Below are 19,147 nucleotides of genomic sequence, written 5' to 3' on the forward strand. Positions count from 1 at the left end.
GGCCCCGATGTCGTTCGACAACGCCTACCAGGCACTGACCGAGGATTCCTCGGGAGACGGCCGCTGGGCCTTCGGCACCGGCTTCGCCGACCCGCTGGCCGGAGTGGACACCCGCTTGCCGGAAGGGGTGGACGGGCAGCTGCTGGCGCAGTACTGCCTGATGCTGGCCGACGACGCCCTGGTCACCTCGCAGCGGCTGACCGAGTGGGTCAGTTGGGCTCCAGAGCTCGAAGACGAGATGGCGTTGGCCAACATCGCTTTGGACCTGCTCGGCCAGGCCAGGATGCTGCTGACCCGGGCGGGCCAGGCCGACGGCACCGGTCGTGGCGAGGACGAGCTGGCGTACTTCCGCAACGAACACCAGTTCCGCAACGTGCGGCTGGCCGAGATGCCCAACGGGGACTTCGGCCACACCGTGGCGAGGATCTTGCTCTTCGCTTCCTGGCGCCTGGCGGTGTTCGCGCGACTGCGCGAGTCCCGGGATCCGATGTTGGCGGCGATCGCGGCCAAAGCGGTCAAGGAACTCACCTACCACCGGGAGTACGCCGCCAGCTGGGTGATCCGGTTGGGAGACGGCACCGAGCTCTCCCACCAGCGGGTGCAGCGAGGACTGGAAGAGCTCTGGCCCCTGGTGGAAGAGCTGTTCACCTCGCACGAAGTGGAGCAGCAGCTCGCCACCAGCGGAGTGGCGGTCCTGCCCGATTCGGTGCGCGAAGAGTTCGACCAGGTGCTCGAGCAAGTGCTGGCCACTGCCACGCTGCAGCGACCGGATCTTCCCGCCCTGCCCGGAGTGGCTGGAAAAGCAGGTCGGGACGGGGGGCACACCGAACACCTCGGCTACCTGCTGGCCGAGATGCAAAGCGTCGCTCGAGCCTACCCGGGAGCGAAATGGTGAACCGAACAGCGGATCTGCAGCTCGCCCGGAAGGCGGCCGAGTCGGTCACCGACCCCGAGCTGCCCGTGCTGACCCTGGCTGACCTCGGAGTGCTGCGCGACGTCGAGCTCACCGACGACGACAAGGTCGTGGTGTCCATCACCCCCACCTATTCCGGGTGTCCGGCCATGGCCGAAATGCGGGCCGATCTGATCCGCAAACTGCAGCAAGCCGGTTTCGCCGAGGTGGAGGTCCGCACGGTGTTGGATCCTCCGTGGACCACCGACTGGATCTCCGCGGAAGGCAAGCGGAAGCTCGCGGAGTACGGTATCGCCCCACCGGGCAAGGCGCCGCACCGACCGACTGGCCCGGTCCCGCTGGCCCTGCTCCCGCCGCGACGGCAGGTCCCCTGCCCGCAGTGCGGTTCGCCGGACACCGAAGAGGTGTCCCGCTTCGGTTCCACTTCCTGCAAAGCGCTGCGCCGGTGCCGCTCCTGCCAGGAACCCTTTGAGCACGTCAAGGAGATCTGAGCGTGTCGACAACTGCCATTGCTGCAACGACCGCCGGGGAAGACCGACCGGTCCGGCGCCGCGCCGCCTTCCGGAAACTGCGCGTCTCCGGAGTCGAGAAGCTGTGCGCGGACGCGGTCGCGGTCAGCTTCGCAGTACCGGAGGAGTTGGCCGACGAGTTCGACTTCCTGCCCGGCCAGTCGCTGACGCTGCGCCGGCAGCACGAGGGGAGGGAGGAGCGCCGCTCCTACTCGATCTGCGCGCGACGGGGCAGCGAGCTCCGCATCGGCGTCCGGCGGGTACCCGGTGGGCTGTTCTCCACCTGGTTGACCGAAGAGGTCCGGCCAGGGGACGAGGTCGAGGTGCTGGCCCCCACCGGGCGTTTCGTGCCGGACCTGCAGACCGATCAGCACCACGTCTGCTTCGCTGCGGGCTCGGGGATCACTCCGATCTTGTCCATCGCCAGCACGCTGCTGCACGAAACCGGATCCACGGTGACCCTGGTCTACGGCAACCGCCGGAGTGACACGGTCATGTTCTCGGACGAGCTCGCCGAGCTCAAAGACCGCTATCCGACCAGGTTCGAACTCGTCCACGTCCTTTCCCGAGAGCCTCGGGAGTCGGACTTGTTCACCGGGCGGCTCGACGCGGAGAAGATCCGCACCTTGCTGTCCGCGGTGATCAACCCGGCTGACACCGACCACTGGTGGCTCTGCGGTCCTTACGGCATGGTCACCGATGCCCAACAGGTCCTGCAGGACGTCGGCGCTGTACCGGAGCAGGTCCACACCGAACTGTTCTTCGTCGACGCCGCCCCGCCGGAACCGGTGCACCGGGAAGACGAGACCGCGGTGGACGGCCCGGCCAGCGAGGTCACGGTCATCCTGGACGGGCGCAAGACGTCGATGTCGCTGTCCCGCAACGTGCCGATCCTGGACGGGGCTCAGCAGGTGCGTCCCGACCTGCCGTTCGCCTGCAAGGGCGGGGTGTGCGGGACCTGCCGGGCGCGAGTGACCTCCGGACAGGTCGACATGCGGCGCAATTTCGCCCTGGAGGAGTCCGAGGTCGCCGACGGGTTCGTGCTGACCTGCCAGTCGCTGCCGGTGTCCGACTCGGTCACCGTCGACTACGACGCCTGATCCCCTCCTGCTGGCCGCATCGAGAACGACAGTTCCCCGTCCGCTGCGCTGACCTGCAACTCCTGCCCGGAGTGGAGCTCTCCGCTGAGCAGCATGTCCGAGATCGGATCGTCCACTTCGCGTTGGATGGTCCTGCGCAGCGGACGGGCGCCGAACTCGGGCTGGTAGCCGTGCTCGGCCAGCCAGTCGACAGCGGAGCGGCTGAACTCGACCTCGATGCCCTGGGCCCGCAGCCGCCGCCGGGTGTTGTCCAACAGCAGTTCGGTGATCTGCGCAAGCTGGCCGCTGTCGAGCTTGCGGAACACCACGATCTCATCGATCCGGTTGAGGAACTCCGGCCGGAAGGACTCCCGCAGCCGGTCCATGATCTTCTCCCGGGCAGGTCCTTCGGCCTGCTCCTGGTCGCGGCTGCTGAAGCCGAGGATCCCGGACCGCTGGGACACGATGTCCGAACCGAGGTTGCTGGTCAGGATGAGCACGGTGTTCCGGAAGCTGACCGTCCGCCCTTGGCTGTCGGTGAGCCGGCCGTCTTCCAACACCTGCAACAGCACGTTGAACACGTCCGGATGGGCCTTTTCGACCTCGTCGAGCAGGATGACCGAGTAGGGCTTGCGCCGCACCTGCTCGGTGAACTGACCAGCCTTGTCGTAGCCGACGTAACCGGGCGGGGAACCGACCAGCCGACTGGCGGTGTGCGCTTCCTGGAATTCGCTCATGTCCAACCGGATCATCCGATCCTCGTCACCGAACAAGGCTTCCGCCAAGGCCTTGGCCAGCTCGGTCTTCCCCACCCCGGTGGGGCCGAGGAACAGGAAACTGCCCACGGGACGTCCCGGATCAGCCAGCCCGCTGCGCGAGCGGCGCACCGCTCGGGCCACCGCGTGGACCGCCTCGTCCTGGCCGAGCACCCGGTGCTCCAGCTGCTCTTCCAGCCGGGCCAGCCGGGTCTTCTCCTCCTCGGTCAGCTGAGTGGCCGGGATCCCGGTGGCCCGGGAGACCACCTCGGCGATGTCATTGCTGCTCACTTCGGCGATCTCGGCAGCCACACCCCGCTGTTGGTCGATCTGCTGCTGCAGCTCGTTGATCTCGTCGCGCAGCTTGGAGGCGCGCTCGTAGTCCTCCACGTTGGCCGCTTGTTCCTTGTCCAAGCGCAGTTGTTCGATCTGCTCCTCCAGCTGGCGCACCCCCGTGGTGGGGATCGTGCTGCGCGTCCGCTTCCGCGCCCCGGCCTGGTCGATCAGGTCGATCGCCTTGTCCGGCAGGTTCCGGTCGGTCAAGTACCGATCGGAGAGCTCGGCGGCGGCGGCGATGGCCTCGTCGGTGAACCGCACCTGGTGGTGCGCTTCGTAGCGGTCCCGCAACCCGCACAGGATCTTGATGGTGTCCTCGACGCTGGGCTCGCTCACCAGCACCGGCTGGAAACGTCGTTCCAGCGCTGCGTCCTGCTCGATCTTCTCCCGGTACTCGTCCAGGGTGGTGGCCCCGACCACGTGCAGTTCTCCGCGAGCGAGCCGGGGTTTGAGCATGTTGCCGGCGTCCATCGCACCTTCGGTCCCACCGGCTCCGACCACGGTGTGCAGTTCGTCGATGAACACCACCAGCTCGTCCTGGTGTTCGCTGATCTCGTTGAGCAACTTGTTCATGCGCTCTTCGAAATCACCGCGGTAGCGGGTACCAGCGATCAGACCGGACAGGTCGAGTTGGATGACCCGCTTGCCCATCAACACCTGGGGGACCTGGTTCTCGATGATCCGCTCGGCGATGCCCTCCACGATCGCGGTCTTCCCGACTCCGGCCTCACCGACGAGCACCGGGTTGTTCTTGGTCCGCCGAGCCAGGATCTCGATGGTCTGCTCGATCTCCTCGTCCCGCCCGATGACCGGGTCCAGATCCCCTTCCCGGGCCTTGGCCGTGAGGTCCTGGCCGTACTGGTCCAAGGTCGGGGTGGCGGCCATCGGGGGTTTGCCCGACTGCTGCTGCCGCTTGATGCTCTTCTTGAGGGCGTCGATGTTGACCCCGTGGGACAGCAGCGTGGAACCGGCCCCCGACTCGGTGTTCGCCGCGAGCGCCAGCAGCAGGTGCTCCGGGCTGATGTAGGAGGCGCCCACGGTGCGAGCGGCGTGGTGGGCGTCGAGTAGGGCGCGCTTCGCAGCCGGGGTGAGCGTCGGGGGTTTGGCGGCTCCGTTCGTCGAAGACGGGATCTGCCGCTCCACGGACTCGGCCAGGGACTCGGGAGAGGCCCCGGTGCTCTCCAGCATCGACCGGGTGCTGGAGTTCTGGGTGGCGGCCCACAACAAGTGCGTGGCGTCCAGGTCGGGTGTGTGCCGGTCCGCAGCCAGCCGAACGGCGTTGGCGAGCATCTCCTGGGCTTGCTGCGTCATCAGCCGGGTGATGTCCACCCGGTGGGACGGACGTTGGTCGCCGGTGCTGAAGAACCTGGCCATGAACTCGTCGAACGGACTCGGCCCGGTACCTCCGGGATCGAAATTCCCCGTCATGGCGTTCCCCGCTTCCAAAAGGACGTTCGGCTGCTGGGCTAGGACTACCCTCTAATCGGATGGCTCATGTGGGTGCGCCGGATGCAGCTTCGGCCCCGGGCTCGTCGCGGCAGCGAGACCGGCACCCGCTGGGGCGGCTGCTGCGCAGCACGTGCTCAGGAGACCTTGCTCCGCCTCCTGCGGCTCGTGCCGTGCGTGGCGGCCGCGATCGCCTTCTCCAGCTCAGCTCGCCGCATCTTCGACCGGCCCTTGATGCCCAGTTGCCTGGCGCGGTTGCCGAGCTCTCCCATGCTCATCGACGACAGGTCTTCACCTCGGTGGCGCTGCTTGGGCATCCCGCGCCCCTTGCGGGCCTGCTCCACGCTGCGCTGCAGCACATCGGTCAAGTCCACGACCTCTGTCGGCTGCGGGGGAGCCTCGGCGACTTCGGGCTGCTTCCCCGCGGCCTTCTCCGCGATCAACTGCTCCACCCGGGCGGTGTAGGTGTCCTCGTACTGCTCCGGCACCCACACACCGCTCATCGACTCGATGAGCGTGGTGGCCATCTGGAGCTCCTTGTCGCTGACCGCGGCCGAACTGCTGATGTCCCCGACCACTTCGGTGGGGTCCCGCACTTCGTCCGCGAAGTGCATCAGGTCCAACGCCAGAGCCTCCTCGCTCGCCCGCACCGCGCTCAGGTACTGCTTGCCGCGGAACACGAAAGTGGCGATCCCGGCCTGGTTGGTCTCGTACATGGCCCGGCGCAGCAGGTTGTACGGGCGGGAGTGCTTCTTGCTGTTCGGCGCCAGCCAATAGCTCCGCTGGAAGAACACCGGGTCGATCTCGGAGAGGTCGACGAAGGTGGTGATGTCGATGGTGCGCGACCGGCCTGGCGCGATCGCATCCAACTCCGACTGCTCGACGGTCACCACGACACCGTCCACTTCGCGGCCCTTGACGATGTCCTCGAAGTCGACTTCTTGGCCGGTCCGCTCGTTGAACCGCTTGTAGCGGATGCGATCGGTGGTGCCGCGCTGGTACTGGTGGAATTGGATGGTGTGGTCTTCGGTGGCGGCGTACAACCCGACCGGGATCGTCACCAGGCCGAAGTTGACAGAACCCGTCCAGATCTTCCGCGGCATGGCCCCTCCTCGCCCTGGCGAGCAGCCCGATCACGCTAGCGGCGCCCCTGGGCCGGTGCGCCGTTCGTCATCAGACTTCCCGCCTGCCCAGCAGCGGAAACAACGCGGTGCGTGCCGTCGTCCAGGCGTTCGGTGCGGCCGCGCCGGGCGAGGTGCTCCAGCAGCGGAACAGCCACCCGTCGGGTGGTGCGCAGTGCTTTGCGGGCTTGGCTCAGCGTGAAAGGGGCGGGGAGTTGCGCCAACCGCTCGACCGCGCGCTGCTCGGCGTCCGGTAGCAGCACCAGGCCCGGTGCGATCCGCAGCAGCGCCCCGGCCCGCTCGGCAGCGGCCAGTTCTCTCTCCGCCACACCCAACGCGCGGAGCTCTTCCGCCGTCGGCGCTTGGAAGGGCTCTTCGGCCAGTTGCCGGGTGATCGCGCGCACCGCTCGGGCGACGCGTTCGGGCAATTGCGGACGAGCATCACCCAACTTCCCGGACTGCAGCGGTATTCCAGCGGTGGCGGCCACTTCGGCCACCAAGGAAGCTTCGGGCAGGCCCAGGGCTTGGCGGGCGGCCTCCACCGGCATCGCGGGTTGCAGGGGGTGTTCGCGGCGGTAGCGGCGGACCAGGTCGGTCAGCTGAGCGGCCAGTTCGGCGCGGTGGTCGGCGTCGAACAACCATCTTCCGGCATCCGCCGGCGGGGTGGCTCCCATCGCCCGCAGCCGGTCGGTGCGGACCAAGCCGCGCCGGCGCGCTTCTGCCGCCGGGTCCGGGGTTTCGCCCATGTTCGCCAGCTCGGCTGCTCGAGCCCGGGCGGCGCCGCGGCGCTTCAGCGGCGGTGGATCCACGTCCAGCACGAGCAGGCCCCCGAAGATCCGGTGGCTGCCGGGATCGCGCAGCAGGGCGCGGTCTCCGATGCGCAGGGGGAGCGGGGTGCGCAGGGCCAGCCGAACCGCGTCGCTGCCGAGCGGGCGGATGCGGGCATCGACCGAAGCCGCTCCGATGTGCAGCATCAGCTTGGTGGGCAGTTCGCCCGCTTTCGCCGCGCTCAACCGCGCGTCGAGCACGTCGGTGGTGATCCAGCGGTCCGGGGTGAGCAGCGCGTGACCGCGGCGCAGCTCGCCGGGATCGGCGTTGCGCAGGTTGACCGCCACTCGAGCGACCGCTCGGACCTCTTCGCGGGGGGTGCCGAGCGACTGCAGCCCCCGGATGGTGACTTCCTTCCCGCCTGGGCTCACCTGCAGGCGCTGTCCGGGGCGGAGCGTGCCGGCGGTGAGCGTCCCGGTCACCACCGTTCCCGCCCCGCGGATGGTGAACACGCGGTCGGCCCACAGCCGGATGTCCGCGGTGGGGTCGGCGGCCGGAAGGCGGTGCGCCAGGGCGTCCAGTTCGCGGCGCAGCTGGGGCAGCCCGTCGCCGGTCTTCCCGCTGACCGCCACCGAGGGGATGCCGTCCAACGACGTGTCGCTGAGCTGCTCTCGCGCCTGGTCCTCCGCGGCGCGGGGATCGGCGAGGTCGCTGCGGCTGATCACGAGCACCCCGTGCTGCACGCCGAGCGCGTCGAGCGCGGCCAGGTGTTCCGCGGACTGGGCCTTCCAGCCCTCGTCGGCGGCCACCACGAACATCACGGCCGGAGCGGGCCCGACCCCGGCCAGCATGTTGGCCACGAACCGCTCGTGCCCGGGGACGTCGACGAAGGCCAGGCCGCAGCCGTCGTCAAGCCGAGCCCAGGCGAATCCGAGGTCGATGGTCAGCCCGCGGCGCCGTTCTTCCTCCCACCTGTCCGGTTCCATGCCGGTGAGCTGCCGGATCAGAGTGGACTTCCCGTGGTCGACGTGCCCAGCGGTGGCTATGACATGCATTTGCGGGCCTCCAGCACAGCGCGTCGCAGCACTTCGTCGGAATCGGCCGGCAGCGCGGCCAGGTCGAGAACGCACCGGCCTTGTTCCACTCGCGGCAAGACCGGAGGTCGTCCGGTGCGCAGCGGTCGCGCGTAGCGCTCCGGCAAGGTCACCGCAGCGCTGGGCAGGACCTTTCCAGGAGCTCCGCCGCCGCCCACGGTCGCTTCGGTGCGTTGCGCACGGGCGGCGATTCCGGCGCCGCTGAGCTCTTGCGCCAGTCGTTCTGCTCGGGCGAGCAGCGTCTTCGGATCCTGGCGCAGCGCTTGCTCGGTGGGGGTGGGAGGACCGGTGATGGTGGCTTCGAGGGCGGCCAGGGTGAGCTTGTCCACCCGCAGGGCCCGGGCCAACGGGTGGCGGCGCAGCTGGTGGACGAGATCGGCCTTGCCGAGCAGCAGACCGGCTTGCGGGCCGCCGAGCAGTTTGTCCCCGCTGGCCGTCACCAGCGACGCCCCCTGCCGGAGCGCGGTGGTCGCGTCCGGTTCATCCGGCAGGACCGGATGCGGCTGGAGCAGGCCGGATCCGATGTCCGCGACGACCGGCACGCCGAGGTGGGCCAGTTCGACGACGGGAACCGACGAGGTGAATCCTTGGACGACGAAGTTGGACGGGTGGACTTTGAGGATGAACCCGGTGTCCGGCCCGAGCACCGCCTCGTAGTCCTGCCGGTGGACCCGGTTGGTGGTGCCCACCTCTCGCAGCCGCGCCCCGGTGGCCTCCAGCAGTTCGGGGATGCGGAAGTGGTCCCCGATCTCCACCATTTCCCCGCGGGCCAGCACGATCTCCTTGCCGCGCGCGAACACGGTGGCCACCAGGGCGAGGGCTGCTGCTCCGTTGTTGACCACGTGAGCGGCTTCCGCCGTTGGCACGGCGTTCAGCAGCGCCTGCACGGCAGCGGCTCCGCGCGGGCCGCGTTGGCCGGTCTGCAGGTCCAGTTCCACGTCCGTGGTGCCCGCGGCTTCCGCCAGTGCCTGCACGGCGGCGTCGGAGAGCGGGGCGCGGCCGAGGTTGGTGTGCAGCAGCACCCCGGTGGCGTTGAGCACCCGGTGCAGGCTCGATGCGGTTTTCGGCAGCATGGTCGCTGCTTCGTCGATGACCTCGTCCGGGGAGATCTCACCGGCTCGTGCTTTGTCCTGGGCGGCGTGCACGGCTTGCTTCACCAGTTGACGTCCGAGTCGCGCGGTGGCCAGCGCTATTTCCGGGGCGTTGAGCACTTGGTCGGTGCCGGGGATCTGCTGGCGTTCGTCCGCCATGGGGCGGACTATAGATCCTTCAGGGGAAACTGGCGCGCTGGAGCGGTTGCCCACCAGCCATAATGATGACAACGCTTGTTGACATCGTTTGTAGGCTGGCGAGCATGACCGACACCGGTGTCGCCGGCCGCAGCTGGGTCGTTGCTGCTGATGGAGTTCGGCTCGCGGTGCGGACGTCCGGTCCGCCGCAAGCGCCGACGGTGCTGGCGGTGCACGGCTACCCGGATGACCACTCACTGTGGACCGAGGTCGCCGCCAGGCTGGGCGAGCGGTACCGGGTGGCCGTCTACGACATGCGCGGCACCGGTGATTCACCAGCTCCGCCCGACCCCGACGCGTATCGGCTCGGCCTGCTGGCCGACGACTTGGGCCGGGTGGCCGAAGCGGTCAGCCCGTACGCCCCGGTGCACCTGCTGGCGCACGATTGGGGTGCGATCACCGCGTGGCAAGCCGTCTCCGATCAACGGCTCAACGGCAAATTCGCTTCCTTGACGTCGATTTCCGGGCCCTGCTTGGACCACGCGGGCCACTGGTTGCGCAGCAGGGTCCGCCGACCGTCGCCCCGCGGGCTCAGCGAGCTGGGCCGGCAGTTGCTCTCCTCGGCCTACCTGTGGTTCTTCTGCCTTCCGGTGCTTCCCGAGCTGAGCTGGCGCAGCGGGGTGCTGCCCTGGCTGCTCAGCAGGATGGGCGGTGAAGGAGTGGAGATCCCGTCGACTCCGGACGCGATCCGCGGGCTCGCGCTGTACCGGGTCAACATCCCTTCCCGGCTGCGGGCCCCGGTGCCCAGGCGGGTTTTCCTCCCGGTGCAGGTCATCGCGCCCACCGAGGACCGCTTCGTCACCCCAGCGCTGCAGACCGGGGTCGAGCGGTGGGTACCGGACTTGCGGGTCCACCGGGTTCCCGGCGGGCACTGGCTGCCGCGGAGTCGACCGGACGTGGTGGCCGACCGCACTGCGCGGTTCATCGAGGAGATCGGCGACCGCTGATCCGGCGGTGGGACGCCGAGGAAGTGGTCCCCGCCGAACACGCCGGACCGAGCGGGAACGCTCCCCGCGGCGCAGCGATCCGGGAGAGCGGAACAGCGGAGGCGGACGGGAATCGAACCCGCCTGACCGAGGTACTCGGCCACGTCGGTTTTGAAGACCGCGGGGGCCACCAGGCACCCTGACGCCTCCACTGATCGACCCTAGCAAGGGACCACCGGTGGTGCGGTGCAGCGTTCGCCCGAATGACGACACCGATCGCTTGGTTTAGCGTCGGGGCATGACCGACACCTCAGTGAAGCACCGGCTGACCCAGTACGCGCACGGCGGTGGATGCGCCTGCAAGATCCCGCCGGACGAGCTGGAGTCCATGGTCTCCGGCTTGCTGGGCGACGTCTCCCCGCAGCTGCTGGTGGGGCTCGACAGCGGGGACGACGCCGCGGTGGTGCAGATCAGCGATCGCACCGCGATCGTCAGCACTGCGGACTTCTTCACTCCGGTGGTGGACGATGCCTACGACTGGGGTCGCATCGCCGCCGCCAATGCGCTGTCCGATGTGTACGCCATGGGGGCCGCTCCGATCCTGGCGATCAACTTGCTGTGCTGGCCCCGGAACGTGCTTCCGCTCGACCTGGTCCAGCAGGTGCTGCAAGGGGCCACCGACATCGCCGCGCAGGCGGGCTGCCCAATAGCGGGCGGCCACAGCGTGGACGACCCGGAACCGAAGTACGGCATGGCGGTGACCGGGACCTGCGCGGCGGAACAGCTGATGCGCAACGACGCCGGGCAGCCCGGTGTTCCGCTGTCGCTGTCCAAACCGCTGGGGATCGGCGTGCTCAATTCCCGGCACAAAGCGACGGGGGAGACCTTTCCCCAAGCGGTCGAGGTGATGACCACGCTCAACGCCCAGGCCGCGGCGAATGCTCTCGCCGCCGGCATCCGCTGCGCCACCGACGTGACCGGCTTCGGCCTGCTCGGCCACCTGTTCAAACTGGCCCGCGCCAGCGGAGTCTCGGCGGTGGTGGACTCCGCCGCGGTGCCGTACCTGGAGGGAGCGCGGGAAGCCCTCCGCGACGGCTACGTCAGCGGGGGCACCCAGCGCAATCTGGAGTGGGTGCGACCGCACTGCGACCTCTCGGCGATTTCCGAAGCGGAAGCGCTGCTGCTGGCCGACGCGCAGACCTCGGGAGGTCTGCTGGTGGCCGGCGAGATCCCCGGTGCACCCGTCATCGGTGAACTCGTCCCCCGCGGCGAGAAGGTGATCACGGTCCGCTGACATCGCCGGTTCGCTCGGCCAGCAGCTCGTTGGCCTCCTCCAGGGCACCGGTGAGGCCGGTGAGCACATCCGCGAAGACCCGCCGCAGCGGAGTGCCCTCCGCGCTGGTCAGCCAAGCGTGCATGGCTGCGCCGAAGCAGCCCAGCAGAGCGGTGGCCCAAGCGGCGGGGCAGGTGTGGTTCGAGGAGGCGCCCGCACGTTCGCTCAGCAGCTCGGTCAGATCGCACACCCACCGCTGGCGCATCAGGTGCAGTTCGTAATTCCCGGTCGAAGAGAGGCTGTTCAGCAGTTCGGCGCGCTGCAGGAACTGCTCCCGCTGCTCTTCCAGCTGATCAGCCGATTCCAGCATGGCCGCGGTGAGCGAGCGAACCGGGTGTTCGTCGGCTGGTCGGGCGGCCAATCGCTGCCGCAACTGCGCCATGGCCTCTTCCGAGTCGCCGTAGAGCACTGCTTCCTTCGAAGGGAAGTGGCGGAAGAAGGTGCGAGGGGCGATGTCGGCCGCTTCGGCGATCTGCTCCACCGTGGTGTTGGCGAACCCCTGCTCGGCGAACAGCCGGAGCGCTGCTTTCTCGATGGCCGCCCTGGTCCGCATCGTGCGCCGGTGGCGCCGGTCCGTCGGTGCGGTGCTGGCCGAGCCGTGCGCTGGCTTTTCCTCCATGGCCGTCATGACGTCAGGTTTGTCCGCGCAGCTCCCGTGGTCAACAGTGTTCAGCGTCACGACTGACAAATGTCAGTCGTGACATAACCTGGCACTCGGAGTGCAACACGGAGGAGGACGACCGGGTGTCCGGGTCTGACATTCGCGCCGATCTGTCGCAGCCCCGAAACGCGGGGGAAGAACAAGCCATCGCTGAAGGAATCCCACTGCGGGTCTACCGGAGTCGGTGGCGGATCTTGGGCGTGCTGTGCCTGGCCCTGTCGGCGACCATGCTGGCCAACACCTCGCTCGGGGTGGCGCTGCCCTACCTGGCCCGAGACCTGCAGGCATCGATGGCGCAGCAGCAGTGGTTCAACAACGCCTACGCCCTGGTGTTCGCCGGGCTGCTGTTCACCACCTCCACCATCGCCGACCGGTACGGGCGCAAGCTCGTGCTGCAAACCGGCATGATCCTCTTCGGCGCCGCATCCCTGTACGTCTGGCTGTGGGTGGACTCCAGCGCTGAACTGATCGCGGCCCGGGCGGTGCTCGGCCTGGGCGCAGCGATGATCATGCCGGTGACGCTGTCCATCCTGACCAGCGTTTTCACCAGCGCGGAACGAACCCGGGCGGTGAGCCTGTGGGCCGCGGTCTCCGGAGGCGGCACCGCCCTCGGGCCGGTGGTCGCCGGTCTGCTGCTGGAGATCTCCACCTGGCAGTCGGTGTTCGCCATCAACTTGCCGGTGGTCGTCGTCGGGGTGCTCGCCGGTTTCTGGCTCATCCCCAGCCGGACCAGCACCGCGACCAGCACCGGCGGCGGAATCGACCTGCCCGGCGCCCTGCTGTCCACCGCCGGTATCACGCTCGTGGTGTACGCCCTGATCGAAGCCCAGCACGTGGGCTGGACCGCGCCGCGGACGCTGGTGCTCACCGCGGCTGGGCTGGTGCTGGTGGCGCTGTTCGCACTGTGGGAGAGCCGGGCGGAACAACCGATGCTCGACGTTTCCCTGTTCCGCAACACCGCGTTCTCCGCCTCCGCGGTCGTCATCACCCTCGTCTTCTTCGCCATGGTCGGGGTGTTCTTCTCGCTGAGCCAGACGCTGATCCTGATCTTCGGCTACTCGCCCCTGAACGCCTCGCTGTCCCTGCTGCCGATGACCGTGGTGATGGTGCTGATCGCCCCGCAGATCCCCGAACTGGTGCGGAAGTTCGGCCCGCGCACCGCCATCGCCGGCGGCATGGTGGTCTCGGCAGCGGGCATGGTCGCGCTGAGCACCCTGGACGCGGACTCCGGGTACTGGCACCTGCTGGGCGGCCTGGCGGTGACCGCCCTGGGCATGTCGGTGGCCATGGCCCCCGCGACCGACGTGCTGATGGCCAACGTGCCGCGGGAACGAGCCGGCATGGGATCGGCCACCAACGACGTCACCCGGGAAGTCGGCGCCTCGCTCGGCGTCGCCGTCCTCGGCAGCGTGCTGGGCAGCAGCTACGCGGCCCAATTGACCGGTTCGGTGGCCGCCCTGCCGGACCAGGCGCAGCAGTTGGCCAAGCAGTCGCTCGCCGGTGGACTGCAGGTGGCGACCTCGCTGGGGCAGCACGGCCTCCAGCTGGTGCACGACGTCAGAGCAGCCTGGATGCACGGGCTGCAGGTGGCCCACCTGGTGGGGGCGGGGCTCATCCTGCTCGCCGCGCTCGTGGCCTGGGTCTGGTTGCCCCGCTCCACCGCGGACCGCGAACCCGGCCACCGGAGTTTGCGTTGATCCCACCCCGGGTACTCCCGACCCGAGATCGAGGGAGGACCCATGGTCGAGTGGCTGAACTGGCCGGTGCTGCGACAACTCACCGGCCACGACGACCTTGGCCGGGGCAAAGCGGCCCGGTCGGCCAAGACCGACCGGATGAGAGCCCGGACCGAAGACGCCGAGCGCGTGGTCCAGTCGATATGCCCGTACTGCGCGGTCGGCTGCGGCCAGCGGATCTACGTCAAAGACGGTGAAGTCACCCAGATCGAAGGGGACCCCGATTCGCCCATCAGCCGGGGCAGGCTGTGCCCCAAAGGTGCCGCCAGCCGAGAGCTGGTCACCTCCCCGCTGCGCGAAACCAAGGTCCGGTACCGCCGTCCGTACGGCACGGAGTGGGAAGAGCTGGACCTGGACACCGCGCTGGACATGATCGCCGACCGCGTCATAGCCACCAGGGACGCCACCTGGGAGGAGCGGAGCGAGGAGAACTACCCGCTGCGGCGCACCATGGGGATCGCCAGTTTGGGCGGAGCGACCCTCGACAACGAGGAAAACTATTTGATGAAGAAGCTCTACACCGCCCTCGGCGCGATCCAAGTGGAGAACCAGGCCCGCATTTGACACTCCTCCACAGTTCCCGGTCTGGGAACTTCCTTCGGGCGCGGCGGCGCCACCACTTTCCAGCAGGACTTGGCCAACGCCGACTGCATCGTCATCCAAGGGTCGAACATGGCCGAGGCGCACCCGGTCGGCTTCCAGTGGGTGATGGAAGCCAAGCAGCGCGGAGCCAAGGTCATCCACGTCGACCCGCGCTTCACCCGCACGTCGGCACTGGCTGATCTGCACGTCCCGCTGCGGGCCGGCAGCGACATCGCCTTCCTCGGTGGACTGATCAACTACGTGCTCACCAACGAGGCCCACTTCCTCGACTACGTGCGCACCTACACCAACGCGGCGCTGATCGTCGGGGAGGAGTTCCGCGACACCGAGGACCTGCACGGCGTCTTCTCCGGGTTCGACACCGAAACCGCCAGCTACGACACCTCGAGCTGGCAGTACGCCGATGGCCAGCAGCGCCCCCGGGAAGCGGAGACCAGCCCTTCCAAGGAGCACGGACGGGAACGCGAGACCAGCCGGCCGGAACGGGCCGGTTCGGGCGGACCGAGCTACAGCGGAACCGCCCACACCGATCCCACGCTGCAGCACCCGCGTTGCGTTTTCCAAATCCTCAAGCGCCACTACGCCCGGTACACACCGGAAATGGTGGAGCAGGTCTGCGGGGTGCCGCGGGAGTTGTTCCAGCAGGTGGCCGAGACGCTGGTGCGCAACTCCGGCCCGGAGCGGACTTCGGCGTTCGCCTACGCGGTCGGCTGGACCCACCACACCGTGGGGGTGCAGTACATCCGAGCGGCCTCGATCCTGCAGTTGCTGCTGGGCAACATCGGCCGGCCCGGCGGAGGAATCTTGGCGCTGCGCGGGCACGCCAGCATCCAGGGCTCCACGGACATCCCCACCCTGTACAACCTGCTGCCCGGGTACCTGCCCATGCCGCACGCGCACACCGACCTGGACCTGGAGAGCTACGTGCGGCCGAGCGAGGACGCGGTCGGCTACTGGGGGAACATCCGTTCCTACCTGGTGAGCCTGCTCAAGGCGTGGTGGGGGGACAGCGCCACCGCAAGCAACGACTACTGCTTCGACTGGCTGCCGCGGCTGACCGGGGACCACGGCACCTTCCAAACCGTCATCGACCAGATGGAGGGGAAGGTCAAAGGATATTTCGTCATCGGGGAGAACCCGGCCGTGGGCACCACGAACGCCCGTCAGCAGCGGCTTGGCCTGGCCAATCTGGACTGGCTGGTGGTCCGCGACCTCAACCTGATCGAAACCGCGACCTTCTGGAAGGACGGGCCGGAGATCGAAACCGGTGAAATGTCCACCGAGAACATCCCGACCGAAGTCTTCTTCCTGCCCGCGGCTTCGCACGTGGAGAAGGAGGGCACGTTCACCAACACGCAGCGCTTGCTGCAGTGGCGGCACAAAGCGGTCGAACCCCAAGGGGACCAGCGGAGCGACCTGTGGTTCTTCTACCACCTGGGCCGACGGATCCGGGAGAAGCTGCGGGACGCCCAGCGGACACCGGAACAGCGGGAACGGGACCGGCCGATCCTGGAACTGACCTGGGACTACCCGACTGAGGGCGAAATGGAGGAGCCCAGCGCCACGGCGGTCCTGCAGGAGATCAACGGTCGCGACGCGGACGGCAATCCACTGGCCAGCTACACCCAGCTGCGCGCCGACGGTTCGACCAGCTGCGGGTGCTGGATCTACTGCGGGGTCTACGCCGACGGCGTCAACCAAGCCGCGCGGCGCAAGCCCGGCAGCGAGCAGTCGTGGGTCGCCCCCGAATGGGGATGGGCTTGGCCGGCGAACCGCCGCATCCTCTACAACCGGGCTTCGGCACGGCCCGACGGGCGCCCCTGGAGCGAGCGCAAGGCCTACGTGTGGTGGGACGAGCAGCGAGGGGAGTGGACCGGGCACGACATCCCGGACTTCGACCGGGACAGGCGCCCCGACTACACCCCACCGCCCGGAACCACCGGTCCGGCCGGGCTGGCCGGGACGGATCCGTTCATCATGCAAAGCGACGGGCTCGGTTGGCTGTACGTTCCGGCAGGACTGGTGGACGGACCGTTGCCGGCGCACTACGAGCCGCAGGAATCGCCGGTGAGCAACCGGATCCACACCACGCAGCAGCGGAACCCGGCCCGACAGGTGCATTCGCGCCCGGAGAACCGCTACCAGCCCAGTGGGGACGAACCGGGGAGCGAGGTGTTCCCGTACGTGTTCACCACGTTCCGGATCACCGAACACCACACCGCCGGCGGCATGAGCCGCTGGCTGCACCACCTGTCCGAACTCGCTCCGGCGATGTTCCTGGAAGTGTCTCCCGAGCTCGCCGCCGAGCGCGGGCTCAAGCACATGGATTGGGCCACGGTCATCACCGCGCGCAGCGCGATCGAAGGCAGGGTGCTGGTGACGCACCGCATGCGGCCCTTGCAGGTGGGGGGCCGCACGGTGCACCAGATCGGACTGCCTTGGCACTGGGGGCCGAACGGGCTCACCACTGGGGACGCGGCCAATGAGCTGATCAACGTGTCCCTGGATCCCAACGTGCACATCATGGAGAGCAAGGCGGGCACCTGCGACATCCAGCCGGGCCGGCGACCGCGAGGACCCGCGCTCCTGCAGTACGTCGAGGAGTACCGCCGGCGCGCGGGGATCACCGAATTCACCGGGACCGAACACCTCGACAGTCCGCATTGGACGGAAGGGGGGCTGCGGTGACGCAGAACCGGTTGAGCGGACCGCTGGCGGATCCGGCGGGGGAGGCCGGCTACCCGCCGGACCACCCCGAGCGCGTCGGCTTCTTCACCGACACCAGCATCTGCATCGGGTGCAAGGCCTGTGAAGTGGCCTGCAAGCAGTGGAACCTGCTGCCCGAGGACGGACTGGACTTCACCGGGATGTCCTACGACAACACCAAGGACCTGGGGGCCACCACGTGGCGGCACGTGGCGTTCGTCGAACAGCGGGGAACGCCGGAAGAACTCGGCATGCCCGCCATGGGACCACCGGACGAGGCGCAGACCCGCTGGCTGATGTCCTCCGACGTCTGCAAGCACTGCACGCACGCGGCTTGCCTGGACGTCTGCCCCACCGGGGCGCTGTTCCGGACCGAGCACGGCACGGTGGTGGTGCAGGACGACGTGTGCAACGGTTGCGGTTACTGCGTCCCGGCCTGTCCGTACGGGGTGATAGACGTCCGCCCGGACACGGGTGGGGCGGCCAAGTGCACGCTGTGCAACGACCGCCTGGGAGCCGGGTTGGAGCCGGCTTGCGCCCAGGCCTGTCCGACGAAGTCGATCCAGTTCGGTCCGCTGGATGAATTGCGGCTGCGCGCTCAGCAACGGGTGGACGAACTGCACGAGCAGGGGTTCACCAGCGCCCGGTTGTACGGCCACGATCCGCAGGACGGTGTCGGCGGTGATGGCGCGTTCTTCTTGCTGCTCGACGAGCCCGAGGTCTACGGGTTGCCGCCTGATCCGGTGGTGACCACCAGGGACCTGCCCTCGATGTGGCGGTGCGCCGCTGCTGCGGCAGGGACCGCGGCGGCTTTGGTGATCGGCAGTTTTTTGGGGAGGCGGCGGTGACGGACGAGCGCCCGGTGGCGGGGGAGGCGCAGTTCAGCTCCTACTACGGCCGAGAGGTGATCAAGCCCCCGGTGTGGAAGGTTCCGGACGTTCCGCTCTACCTCTACTTGGGAGGTATGGCTGGTGGCGCCTCGATGATGGCGCTGGGGGCTGAGCTCACCAATCGCCCGGCGTTGGGCAGGGTCGGTCGCATCGCAGCGGGGGCGGGCGCTGCGGCGAGCGTGGTCGCGTTGATCCACGATCTCGGTCGTCCGCTGAAGTTCTTGAACATGCTCCGGATGTTCAAGCCCACTTCGCCGTTGAGCGTGGGATCGTGGATCCTCGCGCCGTTCTCGGCGCTGACGGGTGCGGGAATGGCCAGCGAGGTGACCGGGTGGTTGCCCCGGCTGGGGAAGTTGAGCGCGGGGGTTTCCGCGGTGCTGGCACCGGCCATGACCACGTACACCGCGGTGCTGCTCTCGGACACCGCGGTTCCGGGTTGGCACGAGGTGTACCGCGAACTGCCCTTCCTCTTCGCCGGGAGCGCGGTGGCCAGTGCTGGCGCGGTGGGCTTGCTGGGAGCACCGGTGCAGCAGACCGCTCCGGCCCGGAGGATGGCGGTTGCGGGGGCTGCGCTGGAGATCGCGGCGGATCACCGGTTGCACCGGCGGGCGGGAATGATCGACGAGGTTTACCAGCAGGGTCGGCCGGGCACGGTGCTGCGGGTCGCTCGCGCACTGACCGCAGCGGGGGCGATCGGCGCGTTGTTCAGCGGGCGCAGCCGATTGGCGGCGATAGGGGCCGGGCTGTGCTTGAGCGCTGGTTCGGCTGCCACGCGCTTCGGCATCTTCTCCGGTGGGCGGAATTCGGCGCGGGATCCGCGTTACACGGTGGTGCCGCAGCGCCAGCGCCAGGCGGTCCGCTGATCAGCGGCTGATTCGTTCCTGGTGGGAACCGCTCGGCCAATTATGTCAATGACATTTATTACTTCAGTGTTGACTGAAATTAATCCTCAGTGGACGAAGTGTGAGCGTGATCACCAGGC

The 19,147-nt window shown here is 68.5% G+C and carries 14 protein-coding genes and 1 tRNA gene; 9 read left to right on the top strand and 6 right to left on the bottom strand.

What is annotated here, in order from left to right:
• Nucleotides 1-7 precede the first annotated feature (7 nt).
• The 3 genes from paaC to paaE are packed head-to-tail and all read left to right on the top strand — an operon-like array spanning nt 8 to nt 2,522.
• Nucleotides 8-895 (top strand): 1,2-phenylacetyl-CoA epoxidase subunit PaaC, encoded by an 888-nt coding sequence (paaC, locus tag SREC43747_RS0110090; protein WP_029721092.1) that lies wholly within the window; start codon nt 8-10, stop codon nt 893-895.
• The gene (gene paaD / locus SREC43747_RS0110095) at nt 889-1,404 is read left to right on the top strand and encodes a 1,2-phenylacetyl-CoA epoxidase subunit PaaD (protein ID WP_029721093.1); all 516 of its coding nucleotides are present in this window, start codon (nt 889-891) and stop codon (nt 1,402-1,404) included. The genes paaC and paaD overlap by 7 nt, the downstream gene beginning before the upstream one ends.
• Entirely contained in the window at nt 1,401-2,522 is a 1,122-nt protein-coding gene (paaE, locus tag SREC43747_RS0110100) for a 1,2-phenylacetyl-CoA epoxidase subunit PaaE (RefSeq protein WP_201768667.1), read from the top strand. Before paaD ends, paaE begins: the two co-directional genes overlap by 4 nt.
• Here the strand turns inward: paaE and SREC43747_RS0110105 are convergent.
• The 4 genes from SREC43747_RS0110105 to selA form a co-directional block, all read right to left on the bottom strand.
• Nucleotides 2,510-5,020: an ATP-dependent Clp protease ATP-binding subunit gene (locus SREC43747_RS0110105; protein ID WP_029721095.1), complete on the bottom strand. Its 2,511-nt coding sequence runs from the start codon at nt 5,018-5,020 to the stop codon at nt 2,510-2,512. The two genes, paaE and SREC43747_RS0110105, sit on opposite strands and share 13 nt — an antisense overlap.
• Nucleotides 5,021-5,175: 155 nt before the next feature.
• Nucleotides 5,176-6,141 (bottom strand): non-homologous end joining protein Ku, encoded by a 966-nt coding sequence (gene ku, locus SREC43747_RS0110110; protein WP_029721097.1) that lies wholly within the window; start codon nt 6,139-6,141, stop codon nt 5,176-5,178.
• 35 nt (nt 6,142-6,176) lie between these two features.
• Nucleotides 6,177-7,982, bottom strand: a complete 1,806-nt coding sequence (gene selB, locus SREC43747_RS0110115) for a selenocysteine-specific translation elongation factor (RefSeq protein WP_051387924.1) — start codon at nt 7,980-7,982, stop codon at nt 6,177-6,179.
• On the bottom strand, nt 7,970-9,271 hold the full coding sequence (gene selA, locus SREC43747_RS0110120) for an L-seryl-tRNA(Sec) selenium transferase (RefSeq protein ID WP_029721099.1): 1,302 nt from the start codon (nt 9,269-9,271) through the stop codon (nt 7,970-7,972). Before selA ends, selB begins: the two co-directional genes overlap by 13 nt.
• A 104-nt stretch (nt 9,272-9,375) precedes the next feature.
• Here selA and SREC43747_RS0110125 point away from each other — a divergent pair, with 104 nt between their 5' ends.
• Nucleotides 9,376-10,257, top strand: a complete 882-nt coding sequence (locus SREC43747_RS0110125) for an alpha/beta fold hydrolase (RefSeq protein ID WP_051387926.1) — start codon at nt 9,376-9,378, stop codon at nt 10,255-10,257.
• A 95-nt stretch (nt 10,258-10,352) separates the two neighbouring features.
• Here the strand turns inward: SREC43747_RS0110125 and SREC43747_RS21030 are convergent.
• Nucleotides 10,353-10,446 (bottom strand) — tRNA-Sec (locus tag SREC43747_RS21030).
• Nucleotides 10,447-10,534: 88 nt separating this feature from the next.
• On the opposite strand from SREC43747_RS21030, the gene selD reads away from it, so the two are divergent.
• On the top strand, nt 10,535-11,530 hold the full coding sequence (gene selD / locus SREC43747_RS0110130; protein ID WP_236623121.1) for a selenide, water dikinase SelD: 996 nt from the start codon (nt 10,535-10,537) through the stop codon (nt 11,528-11,530).
• Here selD and SREC43747_RS0110135 read toward each other — a convergent pair.
• Nucleotides 11,517-12,197, bottom strand: coding sequence for a TetR/AcrR family transcriptional regulator (locus SREC43747_RS0110135; protein WP_037331721.1), 681 nt, complete (start codon nt 12,195-12,197; stop codon nt 11,517-11,519). The two genes, selD and SREC43747_RS0110135, sit on opposite strands and share 14 nt — an antisense overlap.
• 116 nt (nt 12,198-12,313) lie before the next feature.
• Between SREC43747_RS0110135 and SREC43747_RS0110140 the strand changes: the two genes are divergently transcribed.
• The 4 genes from SREC43747_RS0110140 to nrfD are packed head-to-tail and all read left to right on the top strand — an operon-like array spanning nt 12,314 to nt 19,028.
• Nucleotides 12,314-13,927, top strand: coding sequence for an MFS transporter (locus SREC43747_RS0110140; RefSeq protein WP_051387927.1), 1,614 nt, complete (start codon nt 12,314-12,316; stop codon nt 13,925-13,927).
• A gap of 42 nt (nt 13,928-13,969) precedes the next feature.
• Entirely contained in the window at nt 13,970-17,257 is a 3,288-nt protein-coding gene (gene fdh / locus SREC43747_RS0110150) for a formate dehydrogenase (protein WP_236623122.1), read from the top strand.
• Entirely contained in the window at nt 17,254-18,123 is an 870-nt protein-coding gene (locus tag SREC43747_RS0110155) for a 4Fe-4S dicluster domain-containing protein (RefSeq protein WP_029721108.1), read from the top strand. The genes fdh and SREC43747_RS0110155 overlap by 4 nt, the downstream gene beginning before the upstream one ends.
• Entirely contained in the window at nt 18,120-19,028 is a 909-nt protein-coding gene (gene nrfD / locus SREC43747_RS0110160) for an NrfD/PsrC family molybdoenzyme membrane anchor subunit (protein WP_051387928.1), read from the top strand. Before SREC43747_RS0110155 ends, nrfD begins: the two co-directional genes overlap by 4 nt.
• Nucleotides 19,029-19,147: the final 119 nt, after the last annotated feature.

Origin of the sequence: Saccharopolyspora rectivirgula DSM 43747 (assembly GCF_000497205.1) — a bacterium.
In the GTDB taxonomy this organism is placed as follows: Bacteria; Actinomycetota; Actinomycetes; order Mycobacteriales; family Pseudonocardiaceae; genus Saccharopolyspora; species Saccharopolyspora rectivirgula.

What these genes read in the sequence shown, in the direction of transcription:
- paaC (WP_029721092.1), top strand. Translation starts at nt 8, where the DNA reads ATGTCGTTCGACAACGCCTACCAGGCACTGACCGAGGATTCCTCGGGA.
- paaD (WP_029721093.1), top strand. Translation starts at nt 889, where the DNA reads ATGGTGAACCGAACAGCGGATCTGCAGCTCGCCCGGAAGGCGGCCGAG.
- SREC43747_RS0110105 (WP_029721095.1), bottom strand. Translation starts at nt 5,020, where the DNA reads ATGACGGGGAATTTCGATCCCGGAGGTACCGGGCCGAGTCCGTTCGAC.
- ku (WP_029721097.1), bottom strand. Translation starts at nt 6,141, where the DNA reads ATGCCGCGGAAGATCTGGACGGGTTCTGTCAACTTCGGCCTGGTGACG.
- selB (WP_051387924.1), bottom strand. Translation starts at nt 7,982, where the DNA reads ATGCATGTCATAGCCACCGCTGGGCACGTCGACCACGGGAAGTCCACT.
- selA (WP_029721099.1), bottom strand. Translation starts at nt 9,271, where the DNA reads ATGGCGGACGAACGCCAGCAGATCCCCGGCACCGACCAAGTGCTCAAC.
- SREC43747_RS0110125 (WP_051387926.1), top strand. Translation starts at nt 9,376, where the DNA reads ATGACCGACACCGGTGTCGCCGGCCGCAGCTGGGTCGTTGCTGCTGAT.
- selD (WP_236623121.1), top strand. Translation starts at nt 10,535, where the DNA reads ATGACCGACACCTCAGTGAAGCACCGGCTGACCCAGTACGCGCACGGC.
- SREC43747_RS0110135 (WP_037331721.1), bottom strand. Translation starts at nt 12,197, where the DNA reads ATGACGGCCATGGAGGAAAAGCCAGCGCACGGCTCGGCCAGCACCGCA.